We start from the raw sequence: 13,965 nt of genomic DNA on the forward strand, positions 1-13,965 counted from the left end.
CCGTCCACGTCATGGCGTACATGTATGTACATGACTGGACAGGTCGGGTTCAGCAAACGGTCCAGGCTGGTCGAGGACCTGACCGAACGGATCCGGTCCGGCCGGCTCGCCCGCGGTGAACGGCTGCCCGGCGAGAACCAGCTGGCGGCGACCTACCAGGTGAGCCGCGGCACCGTCCGCAGCGCCCTCTCGGAGCTGCAACGCCGGAACCTGATCGCCACCGAGACCGGCGTCGGCTCCTTCGTCACGTTCGACGGGGTGGCGCTCGACCAGAGCGTCGGCTGGGCCCGTGCGCTCGCCGACGCCGGGTCGGACGCCACCGTGGAGCTGCTCGGCATCGAGTACGGCGGGGCGGCGGAGCTGGTCGAGCGGCACGGCCCGCTCGTCACCGTCCGCAGGCTGCGCCGCACGGCCGCCGGCCCGGTCTCCCTGGAGACGTCCGCCCTCCCCGCCACCGGTGCCATCGCCGACCTCCCCGAACGCGGACTCGTCGACGGCTCGATCACGGCGACGCTGCGCGCGGCGGGGCTCGTCGGGGCCCGCGGCGAGCAGTGGATCTCCGCTGTCCCGCTCGACGACCCCGCCGCCCGGCTGCTGGCGCGCTCGCCCGGCGAGCTCTTCCTGCAGTCCACCCGCACCACGCTGACCGCGGACGGCGCGCTCGTCGAGCACGTCGAGAGCCTGCTGGACCCGGCCCGGTTCCGGTTCCACCTCACGTTCGGCGAGCGATGACCGAGCGGGAGCGGGCGATCGGGGCGCTGGCCGGGCTCGCACTCGGCGACGCGCTCGGCATGCCCACGCAGTCGATGTCGCGGGACCGGATCGCCGCCCGGTACGGGCCCATCACCACCTTGCTCGACGCGGCCGCCGACCAGCCCATCGCCCCGGGCATGCCGGCCGGCTCGGTCACCGACGACACGGAGCAGGCGCTGCTGCTCGCCCGCCTGCTGATCGACGGGGCCGGTGACGTCGACGCCACCGCGTTCGCCGATGCGCTGGAGCGGTGGGAGGCGGAGATGGTCCGCCGGGGCTCCGCCGACCTGCTCGGCCCGTCCACCAAGCGCGCGATCCGGCGGCTGCGGGCGGGCGAGCCGCCGGACGAGGCCGGTCGGGACGGCACCACCAACGGCGCCGCGATGCGGGTGACGCCGGTCGGGATCGCCGTCCCCCACACCGACCAGGAGGCGCTGCTCGACGCCGTCGTGCAGGCCAGCCGCGTGACGCACAACTCGTCCATCGGGATCGCGGCGGCGGCCGCCGTGGCCGCGGCGGTCTCCGCAGGCGTCGCGGGCACCGACCTCGGCACCGCGCTCGACGCGGCCGAGAGCGCGGCGGCGGCCGGTGCGCGGCGGGGGCACTGGGCCGCCGGTGGCGACGTCGCGGCGCGGATCCGGTGGGCCCGCGGCTTCGCCCGGGGCCGGGGGCGCGCCGACCTCGCCGACGCCGTCGCCGGCGTCATCGGCACCTCGGTCGCGGCCCAGGAGTCGGTGGTCGCGGCGTTGGCGCTCGCCGAGGCGCTCGGCGACGAGCCCCTGGACGCGCTCACCCTCGCCGCGGAGATCGGCGGCGACACCGACACCGTCGCCGCGATCTGCGGGGCCGTGCTCGGCGCGCACCACGGCGTCGGCGGGCTGCCCACCGACCTGCTCGACACGGTCCGCCGCGTCAACCACTTCGATCCGGCGCCCGTCGCCGACGGGTTGCTCGAACTCCGGCACGGGAGCACGGCATGACCACCACCAGCGAGGAGCCCACCACCGGCCCGCTCGAGACGCGGGGCATCGAGCCGGTACCGGCCGACGAGCGCCACGGCCGCCCGGCCCAGCTCTTCTGGGTGTGGTTCGCCGCCAACATCTCGATCCTCGGGCTCCCGCTCGGCGCCACCCTCGTGGCGCAGGGGCTCACGGTGTGGCAGGCCGTGGTCGTCGCGGCGGTGGGCTCCGTGGGGTCGTTCGCGATCGTCGGGGCGGTGTCGATCGCGGGGCGCCGGGGCGGCGCGCCCGGCCTCACGCTGTCCCGCGCCGTCTTCGGGGTGCGGGGCAACATCGGCCCCACCGCCGTCTCGCTGATATCGCGGCTGGGCTGGGAGACCGTCAACACGACGACGGCGGCGTTCGCGCTGCTCTCGCTGTGCACGATCCTCGTCGGCTCCGGCCCGGCGGCCACCGGCCACCCGCTGCTGACGGTGGCGTGCATCGCGGTGTTCGTGCTGCTCACGGTGGTCGTCTCCGGGCTGGGGCACGCCGTGCTGGTGTCCGTGCAGCGCTGGGCGACGTGGGTCTTCGGCGCGCTCAACGTCGTGGTGGGCGCGTTCCTCATCGCGACCGTCGACTGGACCGCGGTCGGCGCCGCCACCCCGGCGCCCGTGGGCGCGATGATCGCGGGCGTCGGCGTCATCGCCGCCGGAACCGGAATCGGATGGGCCAACGCCTCGGCCGACATCTCGCGCTACCAGGCACCCGGCGTCCGGGCCGGATCGCTCGTGCTCTCGGCGGCCGCGGGCGCGGGCATCCCGCTGGTGCTGCTGATCTCGCTGGGCAGCACGCTCGCCGCGGGCGACCCGTCGCTCGCGGACGCGGGCGACCCGGTGGCCGCGATCCGCGCACTGCTGCCCAGCTGGATGGCGGTGCCCTACCTGGTCGCCGCGTTCGGCGGGCTGCTGCTGTCCAACCACCTGTCCGTCTACTCCGCGGGCCTCACCACGCTGACGCTGGGCCTGCGGATGCCGCGGGTGTACGCCGTGGTCGTCGACGTGGTCGTGACGTTCGCGGGCGCGATCTACTTCATCCTCGTCGCCGACGACTTCTACGGCCCGTTCATCGCGTTCATCAGCCTCCTGGCCGTGCCGATCACGGCATGGGTCGGCGTGTTCGCCACCGACATGCTCCGGCGCAGCCACTACGACCCGGTCGCCCTCATGGACGTGCGCCGGACCAGCGCCTACTGGTACCGGGGCGGCGTCGAGTGGCGGGCCGTCACGGCATGGGGTGCCGCGATCGTCGCGGGCTACCTCTTCGTCACCGCGGGCCCGTCGGACGCGCCGTGGTTCAGCGGGCCGCTGGCCGGAAGCTGGTTCGGGGAGAACGGCCTCGGCTGGGTGGTCACGTTCGTCGTGGCCGCCGGGATCTACGGTGCGCTCGGCGGGGCACGTCGATGACCGCGCGGCTCGTCCACACCGGGCAGGTCATCCTCGACCTGGTGATGCGGGTGCCGGGCCTGCCGCCGGTCGGCGGCGACGTGTTCGCCTCGCACACCGACCTGCTTCCCGGCGGCGGGTTCAACGTCATGGCCGCGGCCGCGCGGGCCGGGGCCGACGTCGTCTACGCGGGGGGCCACGGCGACGGCCGGTTCGGCGAGCTCGCGCGCGACGCGCTGGCGGCCGAGGGGATCACCACGGCGCTCCCGCCCACCACCGGCGCGGACACCGGGATCTGCGTCGTGCTCGTGGACCGCACCGGCGAGCGCACGTTCGTCACGGGGAGCGGGGCCGAGTCGGCCGTCGACCCCGCCGCGCTCGCCGCGGTGCCGGTCGCGGCCGCCGACGTGGTGTACGTGAGCGGCTACAGCATGCTCGTGCCGGACAAGGCGGCCGTGCTGCTCGACCGGCTCGCCGCGCTGGACGGGCCCACGGTGCTCGTCGACCCGGGCCCGCTGGTCGGGGAGATCGAGCCCGCGACGTGGTGCCGGTTGCTCGCCCGCACCTCGATCCTGTCCACCAACGCCCGCGAGGCGCGCATCCTCACCGGTGAGGCGGACCGCTGGGAGGCGGCGGCGGCGCTCGCCCGGCGGCTCACCCCGTCGGCGGCCGTGGTGGTGCGCGACGGGGCGGCGGGCTGCCTCGTCACCCGCGACGGCGCCACGACCCACGTTCCGGGCATCCCGGTCGAGGCGGTCGACACCACGGGCGCCGGTGACGCGCACTGCGGCGTGCTCGCCGCCGAGCTGCTGCGCGGGGCCGACCTCGCAACCGCCGCGGCGCGCGCGAACGCCGCGGCCGCCATCGCCGTGACCCGCCCGGGGCCCGCCACCGCACCCACCCGGGCCGAGGTGGACGCCCTCCTCGCCCATGGCTGATCGAGAAGTTGCGGCAGGCGGGCCCGTCACCCCCCGCGACGGGCCCGCCCGCCGTACCAGACGTTCCAGCCGATCAGGGCGGCGAACGTCACGACGGTGAGCACGGTGCTCAGGCCGACCATCACCGAGACCGGCAGCAGGTAGATCAGCGGCACGCGCAGCAGCGCCAGCGCGAGCAGCCCCGCGCCCCAGACCGCCGAGCTGAGCCGCACCCCGTGGCGCACCTCGGGGTGCGTGTGGAAGGCCTCGGTGAGCGCCTCCGCCTTGCGCGGGCTGAAGCTCTGCATCGCCGCGAGCGTCAGCGGTGTGCCCCACCTGCTGGTGACCAGGAACACGAGCGCCACCGCGCTGAGGGTGATCGAGTCCTGGACCAGCAGGAACCGCTCGTCCCCACTCACCAGGGTGAGCGCCAGCCCCACGCCGAACACCACGAGCATGACGGTGGCGAACAGGTTGAGCCTGCGGCGCCGCGCGACGTCCCAGCCGATCCGCAGCGCGGCCACACCCGTGGCGGCCAGCAACGCGGGCCAGTCGGCCACGCCGGCGATGTGCAGCGCGTAGTACGCGACGAGCGGCAGCCCGACGTCCAGCGCGAGCCCGCGGATCATCGCCGCCGGCCGGAACTCGACGTCGGGCGGCACGGCCGGGATCCGCTCGGTGGGCGCGTCCCCGATGGGCGTGTTCATCGCGGTTCCAGGTCGGCGTCGTCGATCCACGACCCGTGGAACCCGGACGGGACGCCGCGCGGCAGCTGCACGGCGGCGACCGGCGGGCCGGCCACGTCGGTGGCGTCGAGCACGAGCAGCCGCGAGGCGCTGCCGTCGCGGCGGGTGGTGATGGACAGCAGCCAGCCGTCGTCCTCGGCCCGCCCCGGGGCACCGGAGGGGACGAACACGGCCTCGCCCGCCACCGTGTCGGTCCCCAGGTCGTGCTCCGCGCGCGTGCCGCGCTCGGCGTCGAACTTGACGATCCCGGCCCGGCCATGCGAGTCGGCCACCGCGTAGCGGTAGCGGGCCTCGCGGCCCACGCGCTCGTCGTCGACGGTGGGGAACTCGACGGCCCGGTCGTCGAGCGCGGTCTCGGTGACGCCGCCGGTGGACGGGTCGAGCACCCACCGGTGCAGCCGGGCCGACCCCGTGGCCGCGGCGCCGGAGGCGAGCCCGGCCGGATCGGTGCCGAGCCCGTCCCACATGGCGACGGCGTCGGCGGCGCCGTACCGGACGGCGTCGAGGACCACCCGGCCGGCCGCGTCGGTGTGGGCGTTGCCGACGTGGAAGACGTAGCTGGGCTCCACCTCGAACCACCTGACCGTGCCCGGGTCGTCCAGCGGCATCACGCCGATCCGGGCGCCGTAGCCGTCGTCCCACCCGAACGGCATGCCCGTGGCGAGCCTCCCGAGCTGGAACGTCATCGGCAGGTCGAGGAACAGCGCGTGCCGGTCGGTGATGGCGAAGTCGTGCATCATCGTGGCGCCGGGCACCTCGATCTCGCTGCTCCGCACGAGCTCGCCCTCCGCCGACAGCCGGTGGTAGGTGAGGAACGGCGGGCGCATCCCGTAGCCGAACAAGTGCAGCTCCCCGGTCACGGGGTCGGTCTTCGGGTGGGCCGTCATGGCCGTGGTGAGCCTGCCGCCGAAGTCGCAGGGGCCGACGGTGTCGAGCTCGGGCGTGAGCACGTGCGGGAAGCTGCTCTCCACGAGCGCCATGATCCGGCCGGCGTGCTCGATGACGTGCGTGTTCGCGTGCCCGACGGCGCGGTCGACGGTGCCGTCGGCCTGCAGCATCGACTCCCCCGCCAGCGCCCGCGTACGCACCCAGCGGTTGCGGTACCACTCCGCGCGCCCCTCCCGCAGCCGCACGCCGTGCACCATGCCGTGGCCGGTGAACCAGTGCGAGGACGGCTCGCCGGGCAGCGGGTTCGGGCCGTTGCGCAGGTAGCGCCCGACGAGGCCGGGCGGGAGCGCACCCTCGACCGGGAGGTCGACCGCGTCGATCTCGTCGGCGACGGGCGCGAGATGGCCTGCGACGTGCAGGGGCGGGGTGCTGGTCATGGGGAGGAGGATGCACCGGCCGAACGCGACATGTCAAGACTGTCATGTCAGATTCGACATGTACGATCTCGGCATGTCACTGCCGCACGCGCTTCTCGGGCTGCTCGCCGTCGAACCCCGCAGCGGGTACGAGCTCACGAAGGCGTTCGCCACCGACCTCGGGCGCTACGCGTGGCAGGCCGGGCACACGAGCATCTACCCGGAGCTGAACCGGCTCGCCGAGCGCGGGCTCGTCACCGTCACCGAGGAGGGCGCCCGGGGCAGCCGCACCTACTCGGTCACCCGCGAGGGCTATGCCGAGCTGCGGTCCTGGCTGCTCACGTGGCGGCGGCAGGGGAAGGTGCGCAACGAGGACGTGCTGCGCATGTTCCTGCTCTCCGCGCTCGAACCGGCCGATGCGCTGGTCGTGCTGCGGAGGATCGTCGAGCACACGGCCGAGGAGGGCAGCAGGCTGCGCAAGATCATGGACGACGCCCCGGCCGTGATCCCCCCGGGCTCCGACGGGTTCGGCTACCTCGCCGCCGAGTTCGGGGCCCGCCAGTTCGAGGCGGTGCACGGTTGGGCGTTGTGGGCGATCGAGAAGCTGGAGTCCGCACCCGCCTGACGGCCGATCAGAGGGCCTCGGCCACCGCGGCGCCGACGGTGGCGCGCAGCCGCGCGTGTCCCTGCCGCAGCTCGCCGCGCCCGGCGCGCACCTCGACCACCCGCAGCCCGGGAGCCGGGGCGAGCGCGGCCGCGACGTCGGGGACGTCCACGAGAACGTGGCCGGTGCCGGTCGCGGCGCAGAGGGCGGCGAGGTCGACGCCGTGCGGGGTGCCGAAGACCCGCTCGAACGCGCCGGCGTGCTCCGGTGCTCCCTGCTCGAGCAGCCCGAAGATGCCACCGCCGTCGTCGTTGAGCACCACGAACGTGAGGTCGGGGCGCGGCTCGTCGGGCCCGATGACGAGGCCGGTGGAGTCGTGCAGCAGGGTGAGGTCGCCGAGCAGCGCGTACGCGGGCCCGTCGTGCACCAGCGCGGCGCCCACGGCCGTCGAGACCGTGCCGTCGATGCCGGCGACCCCGCGGTTCGCGAGCAGGGTGAGGTCCCGGCGGGGCACGGCGGCCAGCGCGACGTCGCGCACCGGGTTGGACGAACCGAGCAGCAGCTGTGCGCCCGGCGGCAGCGCGGCCACCAGCTCACGGGCGATGCGCAGGCCACCGGGGGCGGCCGGGTCGTCGAGGGCCTTGTCGAGGGCGTCCGCCGCGGCGGCGTCGGCGGCGCGCCAGCGGTCCGTCCAGGACCGGCCGGGGCGCAGCGGCGGGAGGCTCCCGATCGCGCGGACGCTCCCCGCGACGTCCGCCCACGGCATGCCTCGGGGGTCGGCGAGCACGTGGACGGCGACGTCCGGATCGGCGAGCAGCCGCTGCACGGGGCGGTGCAACGTCGGCCGGCCCGCCACCACCACCTGGGCCGGGCGCAACGCGGGCGACGCCCCGAGCAGCCACGGCCCGGTGCGCACCGCGGCGGGCCATGCGGCCGCCGCCGGCTCGGCGACCACCGGGACCGGCAGGTCGAGCAGGTCGTCCGGAGCACCGGAACCGGCGATCACGAGCGTCGGGGCCGCCGGGTCCAGCGGCAGCGGCTCCGACTGCCGGACGACCGGCGCCACGCGCGTCCTCGGCTCCCCGCCCGGGCGGCCCGCGGGCGCCTCACCGGGACCGTCGGGCACCAGCGGTTCGGCGAAGGGCAGGTTCAGGTGCACGGGGCCGGGCGGCCCGCCGGAGGCACCCGTCGCGGCCGCGACGAGCCGGTCGACCGCCGCGCGGCCGCGGGCCGGGTCGCCGTCGACACCGGCGTTCACGGCCAGCCGCACCGCGCCGCCGAACAGCCCGGCCTGCTCGATCGTCTGGCTCGCGCCGGTGCCGATCACGTCCGGCGGCCGGTCGGCGGAGAGCACCAGCAGGGGAACGCCCGCGTACGACGCCTCCAGCACCGCGGGGTGCAGGTTCGCCACGGCCGTGCCCGACGTCGTGCAGACCGGCACCGGGCGCCGCGATCGCAGTGCGATCCCGAGCGCGAGGAAGCCCGCCGAGCGCTCGTCGATCCGGACGTGCAGTCGCAGCCTGCCGGCGGCATCGGCCGCGTGCAGCGCGAACGACAGCGGGGCATTGCGCGAACCGGGGCAGAGCACCGCGTCGGTGACGCCGCAGCGGACCAGCTCGTCGACGACCAGGCGGGCACGGGTCGTCGACGGGTTCACGGGACGAGAGCCTATGTCTCGATGACCTGGAAGGCCGTGGCGAGGCGGGCACCGGGGAGCCGGGCGCCCGCCTCCTCCGCGGCGGTGCGCAGGAACCGCTCCGGATCGCTCATCGGCCCGCCGAGCGCCTCGAGGTAGGCCTTGTGCGCCCGCAGCGACGCCACCCCGCGGTCGAACGACCCCTCGACGTCGACGGCGTGCCGGCTCTCGGGGGAGGCGAGCACGAGCACCTGCTTCACGCCGCTCCACGGCTCCCCGACCTCCGGGAACAACCAGCGGTTCGCCGCGTCCCGGACGGCGTCGATGGCCGCCTGGCCGACCACCCGGTGATCGGCCATGTTGAGGTGGCCGCCCGGGAACGTGTCGTGGTGGTTGCTCGTGATCACCACCTCCGGGCGGTGCCGGCGGATCGCGGCCGCGATGTCCCGCCGCAGCGGGATCCCGTAGCTGATCAGCCCGTCCGGGTGGTCGAGGAACTCCACGACGTCGACGCCGACCTCGGCCGCCGCGGCTCGTTGCTCGGCCTCCCGCAGCGGGCCGCACTCTTCAGGGGGGAGGGTGTCGATCCCGGCCTCCCCGCGGGTCGCCAGCAGGTACGCGATGGCGCGGCCCTGCGCTGTCCAGCGCGCGATGGCGGCGGCCCCGCCGTACTCGAGATCGTCGGGATGGGCGACAACGGCCAACCCGCGCGCGAAGTCCTCCGGGAACAGCTCGTAGTCCTCGGCCATGCCGTGATCCTCCCCTCCCGGCGGCCCCGGACGCACGAGGCGTACCGTCGACGCGATCTCGGTGGGCACGAGCGGTGCCCGGACCAGGAGCTCCCCACCCCATGTCCACTGCACGCCCCGCCACGGACCGGCCCGGCGAAACCACCCTCGACCACCTGCTCACGGTGCTCGCCGCGCCCGCCGAACTGCTCTCCGATCCCGACGGCCAGGTCCGCGCGGACGGCGCGCAGGGGCTCTACGTCGGCGACACCCGCTACCTCAGCCGGCTCGAGCTCCGCGTCGACGGCGTCGAGCCGCACCCCGCAGCGGCGAGCCTCGACGGGGCGGGCCGCGCCCGGTTCGAGGGCGAGCTGCCCGGCGTCCGGGTGCGCCGCGACCGGCGGGTGGCCGACCGGAGGGCGGTCGAGGAGATCACGCTCCACAACGTGGAGGACGGCCCCTCCCGCATGCGGGTCACCGTGCACGCGCGCAGCGACCTGGCCGCCACCCCCGTCGTCAAGTCCGGCGCGCCGCTCACGGACGTGCCGCCCGCCGTGCACGGGAACGAGGTGCACTGGGCCCGCGACGAGGCGGCCGCGGTGCTCACCACCGCCCCGACCGCCGTCGAGATCGGGACGGCCGGCGCTGACGCCGTGCTGAGCTGGCCGGTGCGGCTCGCACCGGGGGAGCGCTGGACCGTGCGCATCGTCCTCACGCCGTCCGCCGCCGGGCCCGAGGACCTCCGGCCCGCCGCGGCGCTGCCGTGGCAGCGGGACGAGCGCGTGTTCGCCGGCCCGAACGCCGAACTGGTGCGACGCAGCCTCGCCGACCTCGACGGCCTCCTGCTCGCCGATCCCCACGAGCCCGCCGACCGCTTCGCCGCGGCCGGGAGCCCCTGGTTCTGCACGTTGTTCGGGCGCGACTCGCTGTGGACGGCACGGATGCTGCTGCCGCTGTCCACCGAGCTCGCCGGCGGCACGCTGCGCGTGCTGGCGCGCCGGCAGGGGCAGCTGAGCGACCCGCGTGGCGAGGAGGAACGCGGGAAGATCATCCACGAGTTCCGGCCCGGCGGGCTGCGGGCCGGTGGGCTGGACCTGCCACCGCGCTACTACGGCACCGTCGACGCCACGCCGCTGTGGTGCTGCCTGCTGCACGACTCGTGGCGCGCGGGCCTGCCGGACGACGAGGTGGTCGCGTTGCTGCCGAACCTGGAGGCGGCGCTCGGGTGGGTCCGGCGCACCGCGGGCGACGACGGGTTCCTCGGCTACCGCGGCTCGCCCGGAGGGGGCCTGGCCAACCAGGGCTGGAAGGACTCCCGGGGCGCGGTCCGCTGGACCGACGGGGCGATCGCCGACCGGCCGCTCGCCCTGTGCGAGGTGCAGGGCTACGCGTACGCGGCCGCCCGCGGCGGCGCCGAGCTGCTGGCGGCGTTCGACCGCCCCGGCTCCGGCGAGTGGCGGGGCTGGGCCGAGCGGCTGGCCACCCGCTTCCGCGCGAGCTACTGGATCGACGACCCGGACGGCGCCTACCCCGCCATCGCCCTCGACGGGCACGGCCGCGCCGTCACCGGCCCGGCGTCGAACATGGCGCACCTGCTCACCACGGGGATCCTCACGCCGGACGAGACCGATCTCGTCGCCGACCGGCTCGCCCGGCCCGACCTCGACGGCGGCCGCGGCCTGCGCACGCTGTCCAGCACGAGCGGCGGCTACGACCCCCTGAGCTACCACCGCGGATCGGTGTGGCCGCACGACACGGCGATCGCCGTGCTCGGCCTCGCCTGCGCAGGCCGGCACGACGTCGCCCGCTCGCTGGGCGAGGGCCTGGTCGCCGCGGCCCGGGACTTCGCCGACCGGCTGCCCGAGCTCTACGCCGAGATCGACGGCGAGGCATTCAGCTACCCCACGGCCTGCCGCCCCCAGGCCTGGGCCGCCGCCGGTGCGATCGCGGTGGTGTCCTACCTCGACGCGGGTCTCCTCCCGGCATGGGCGAGCCCCGACACGGCCGAGCAGGTGCCGCCGCAGGCCGCCACCGCGCTGCGCTCCGCGGGAGCCGGCGTTGCGTGATCTCGAACTGCGGCGGAGGGCCGTCGCCGTCCTCGACGGCAACTGGGAGCGCGGGCACACCGTGCCGTCGCGCCGCCTCTACCCGCACCAGTGGAGCTGGGACTCCGCGTTCATCGCGATCGGCTGGGCGCACGCCTCGCCCGGCCGCGGCCGCCGGGAGCTGGAGTCCCTGCTGGCCGCGCAGTGGGCGGACGGCCGCGTGCCCCAGATCGTGTTCAACCCCGCGGTCGCGCGCGATGCGTACTTCCCCGGCCCCGACTTCTGGCGCTCGCGCGACGTCCCGGGCACCCCGGGGCGGGAGACGTCCGGGATCGTCCAGCCCCCGGTGCACGCGGTGGCCGCGCTCGAGGTCCACCGGGCCGCGCCCACCCTCGGGCGCCGCTTCCTGCGGCGGGCGTACCCGCACCTCGCGGCCCAGCACGACTACCTGCTGCGCGAGCGCTCCGGGCCGCACGGCCTCGTGGCGATCGTGCACCCGTGGGAGTCCGGGCAGGACAACTCCCCGGCATGGGACGCCGAGCTGGCCCGGGTGCCCGCCGACGTCGCGGTGCTGGCCGCGCACCGGCGCCGCGACCTCGACCACGTCGACGCCACCGAGCGCCCCACGGCCGCCGACTACGCCCGGTACGTCGAGATCGCGTCGACCTACCGCGACCACGACTACCGCGACGAACCCGCCGCACACCTCTTCGTCGCGGTCGACCCCCTGTTCAACGCGCTGCTGGCGTGGTCGGAGGAGGCCCTCGCCGAGATCGCCGAGATCCTGGGCGAGCCGTCCGAACCGCACCGCGAGCGCGCGTCCGCACTCCGCGACGCCCTGCTCGCCCGGTGCTACGACCCGGCGGCCGGGCACTTCTTCGCGCTCGACCACGACGGCACGCACGTCGCGGAGCACTGCATCGGCGGCCTGGCCCCGCTGGTGCTCGACCTGCCGACCGACGTCGTCGACGCGCTGGTGGCCGGCATCACGGGCCCGCGCTTCGCGCTGAACGACCGCGTTCCGCTGCCCAGCTACGACCTGACCGGCGCCGCCTTCGACGCCACCCGCTACTGGCGCGGACCGGCGTGGATCAACACGAGCTGGCTCGTGCTGCGCGGGCTGGAACGCCACGGCCGGCACGCGGAGGCGGCCACCTTGCGGGCGGCGATGCTGAACGCGGTGCGCCAGGAGGGCTTCCGGGAGTACTTCGACCCGCGCACGGGGGCCGGGCGCGGTGTCTCGGACTTCAGCTGGTCGGCGGCGCTGACCCTGGACCTGCTGGCAACGGCCCCTGGCCGGCGCTCATCGCCCGGCCGCTGACGGAGGCCTCGAGCCGAGGGACTCTCACCCGTGGCAGCGCTACGCGCCCTGAGCGGTCAGCCAGGAGCGCAGCGCGGTCGCGAGCGCGACGGGAGCGTCGAGCTGGATCAGGTGCCCGGCCCCGTCCACGCGGGTGAAGGTGGAGCCGCGGATCCCCGCGGCCAGCCGTTCCCCGGTCGCCACCGGGATCCAGCCGTCCTCGGCGCCCCACACGACGCTCACCGGGATGTCGATCCGGTCGAGCAGTGCCTCGTTCTCGGCGAGGTAGCGCTCGTCGTACGCGGCGATCTGCCGGTAGAACGCGGGCTGCCCCGACTCGCCGAGCCACGGAGCCACTAGCGCGGCGAGGTCGTCCTCGCGCAGCCCGCGGTGGCTCGCGTTCTCGATGTACGCCCTGACCAAGGCCTCGTGGATGTACGGCGGCACCTGGGCGAGCACGTCCGGGTGCTGCTTCACGAGCCGGAAGAACGGGGAGCCCGACGGCGGGATCGCCACGACGTCCGCCACCAGCAGCGACGCGTACGGCACGTCGTGCACCAGGTGGGCGCGCAGCGAGACGGCGCCGCCGAAGTCGTGCGCGACGACGTGCGGCCGGTCGAGGCCCCAGTGCGCGACGAGCGCCGCGAACGCGTCGGCCTGCGCCCCGAAGTCGACCGGGTGGCCCGGGTCCTTCGAGGAGCGGCCGTAGCCGGGCATGTCCCAGAGGTACACGGTGAAATCGGTGCGGAGCGCCTCGGCGAACGGCCGCCACAACCAGGACGACCACGGCGTCCCGTGGCAGAACACGACGGCGGGCCCGGCCCCGGCCCGGCCCCAGGCGATCCGCCGCCCCTCCCACGAGAACGTCTCATCGAGGTTCATGCCCAGGCACCGTAGGGGATCACGGCTCGCCGATGCGCAGCTCCACACCGGCGTCCGAGTTCAGGCGGGGCGGTCGGGCCAGCCGATGGCGTCGAGGAACTCCTCCATCTCCCCGACCACCCGGCCCAGCACGGCGATCGCGTCGCGCACCGGACCCGGCACCTCCATGCCGTGGCCGGCGCCCTCGACCTCCAGCACGTGCGGCGAGAGCCGGCGGGCCAGCCCACCGTCCCACAGCGCGTCGGCCGTGCCGCCGACCAGCAGGAACGGCGCCGTGGCGCGGCCCATCGCGGCGGCGATCCACGGCACGGTCAGGACCGGGGTGAGCCACACCGCCGGGAGTCCGCGCTCGGCCGCGAGCGCGGCGGCGTTCGTGCCGAGGGACTTCGCGATCACCAGCGGGTGGCCGCCGACCCCGTCGAGCAGGCCGGCGACCTCGGCCCGCACCCAGCTCTCGATCCCGGGCTCGAACGGATCCGGCGGCTCCCGGGACCACCAGTGCCGGTGGACGGTGGCCCCGCGCGTCTCGGCAACGGACCCGGCGTACAGCAGCATCCCGGCCGCCGGTCCGAACTTCCCGCCGGGCACCACGACTGCGTCGGCCACCCGGCGACCTTATCGACGCCGCACGTCTGCCGGACTGCGCAACGGTGAACCACCGAACACC

General features: G+C 75.6%; 13 protein-coding genes. 7 read left to right on the plus strand and 6 right to left on the minus strand.

What is annotated here, in order from left to right:
- The first annotated feature begins 24 nt into the window (after nucleotides 1-24).
- From ABEA81_RS16395 to ABEA81_RS16410, 4 genes are read left to right on the plus strand one after another with little or no spacing between them, the layout of a single operon-like run.
- Nucleotides 25-732 (plus strand): GntR family transcriptional regulator, encoded by a 708-nt coding sequence (locus ABEA81_RS16395; RefSeq protein ID WP_345605965.1) that lies wholly within the window; start codon nucleotides 25-27, stop codon nucleotides 730-732.
- Complete coding sequence (locus tag ABEA81_RS16400; protein WP_345605967.1) at nucleotides 729-1,733, plus strand: ADP-ribosylglycohydrolase family protein; 1,005 nt, start codon at nucleotides 729-731, stop codon at nucleotides 1,731-1,733. The genes ABEA81_RS16395 and ABEA81_RS16400 overlap by 4 nt, the downstream gene beginning before the upstream one ends.
- Nucleotides 1,730-3,157 (plus strand): purine-cytosine permease family protein, encoded by a 1,428-nt coding sequence (locus ABEA81_RS16405; protein ID WP_345605969.1) that lies wholly within the window; start codon nucleotides 1,730-1,732, stop codon nucleotides 3,155-3,157. The genes ABEA81_RS16400 and ABEA81_RS16405 overlap by 4 nt, the downstream gene beginning before the upstream one ends.
- Nucleotides 3,154-4,074, plus strand: a complete 921-nt coding sequence (locus tag ABEA81_RS16410) for a PfkB family carbohydrate kinase (protein WP_345605970.1) — start codon at nucleotides 3,154-3,156, stop codon at nucleotides 4,072-4,074. Before ABEA81_RS16405 ends, ABEA81_RS16410 begins: the two co-directional genes overlap by 4 nt.
- Nucleotides 4,075-4,100: 26 nt before the next feature.
- Here the strand turns inward: ABEA81_RS16410 and ABEA81_RS16415 are convergent, their stop codons facing one another.
- Nucleotides 4,101-4,760, minus strand: a complete 660-nt coding sequence (locus ABEA81_RS16415; RefSeq protein WP_345605971.1) for a VC0807 family protein — start codon at nucleotides 4,758-4,760, stop codon at nucleotides 4,101-4,103.
- Complete coding sequence (locus tag ABEA81_RS16420) at nucleotides 4,757-6,124, minus strand: carotenoid oxygenase family protein (RefSeq protein WP_345605972.1); 1,368 nt, start codon at nucleotides 6,122-6,124, stop codon at nucleotides 4,757-4,759. The genes ABEA81_RS16415 and ABEA81_RS16420 overlap by 4 nt, the downstream gene beginning before the upstream one ends.
- 73 nt (nucleotides 6,125-6,197) lie before the next feature.
- Between ABEA81_RS16420 and ABEA81_RS16425 the strand changes: the two genes are divergently transcribed.
- The gene (locus ABEA81_RS16425) at nucleotides 6,198-6,728 is read left to right on the plus strand and encodes a PadR family transcriptional regulator (RefSeq protein ID WP_345605973.1); all 531 of its coding nucleotides are present in this window, start codon (nucleotides 6,198-6,200) and stop codon (nucleotides 6,726-6,728) included.
- Nucleotides 6,729-6,735: 7 nt separating this feature from the next.
- Here ABEA81_RS16425 and menD read toward each other — a convergent pair whose 3' ends face one another.
- Together menD and ABEA81_RS16435 are read right to left on the minus strand one after the other, a co-directional pair.
- The gene (menD, locus tag ABEA81_RS16430) at nucleotides 6,736-8,364 is read right to left on the minus strand and encodes a 2-succinyl-5-enolpyruvyl-6-hydroxy-3-cyclohexene-1-carboxylic-acid synthase (RefSeq protein WP_345605974.1); all 1,629 of its coding nucleotides are present in this window, start codon (nucleotides 8,362-8,364) and stop codon (nucleotides 6,736-6,738) included.
- Nucleotides 8,365-8,375: 11 nt separating this feature from the next.
- On the minus strand, nucleotides 8,376-9,092 hold the full coding sequence (locus ABEA81_RS16435) for a PIG-L deacetylase family protein (RefSeq protein WP_345605975.1): 717 nt from the start codon (nucleotides 9,090-9,092) through the stop codon (nucleotides 8,376-8,378).
- A 101-nt stretch (nucleotides 9,093-9,193) separates the two neighbouring features.
- Here ABEA81_RS16435 and ABEA81_RS16440 point away from each other — a divergent pair, with 101 nt between their 5' ends.
- Together ABEA81_RS16440 and ABEA81_RS16445 are read left to right on the plus strand one after the other, a co-directional pair.
- A complete protein-coding gene (locus ABEA81_RS16440) occupies nucleotides 9,194-11,137 on the plus strand; it encodes a glycogen debranching N-terminal domain-containing protein (protein WP_345605976.1) in 1,944 nt (647 codons plus the stop codon).
- The gene (locus tag ABEA81_RS16445) at nucleotides 11,130-12,437 is read left to right on the plus strand and encodes an MGH1-like glycoside hydrolase domain-containing protein (RefSeq protein ID WP_345605977.1); all 1,308 of its coding nucleotides are present in this window, start codon (nucleotides 11,130-11,132) and stop codon (nucleotides 12,435-12,437) included. The genes ABEA81_RS16440 and ABEA81_RS16445 overlap by 8 nt, the downstream gene beginning before the upstream one ends.
- A gap of 39 nt (nucleotides 12,438-12,476) precedes the next feature.
- Here ABEA81_RS16445 and ABEA81_RS16450 read toward each other — a convergent pair whose 3' ends face one another.
- Complete coding sequence (locus ABEA81_RS16450) at nucleotides 12,477-13,298, minus strand: alpha/beta fold hydrolase (protein ID WP_345605978.1); 822 nt, start codon at nucleotides 13,296-13,298, stop codon at nucleotides 12,477-12,479.
- Between the two features lie 60 nt (nucleotides 13,299-13,358).
- Nucleotides 13,359-13,904 carry an alpha/beta hydrolase family protein gene (locus ABEA81_RS16455; protein WP_345605979.1) on the minus strand — a complete coding sequence of 182 codons (546 nt, stop codon included), beginning with the start codon at nucleotides 13,902-13,904 and terminating at the stop codon, nucleotides 13,359-13,361.
- Between the last annotated feature and the right edge of the window lie 61 nt (nucleotides 13,905-13,965).

The sequence above is a fragment of the Pseudonocardia adelaidensis genome, from assembly GCF_039543345.1.
GTDB lineage: Bacteria > Actinomycetota > Actinomycetes > Mycobacteriales > Pseudonocardiaceae > Pseudonocardia > Pseudonocardia adelaidensis.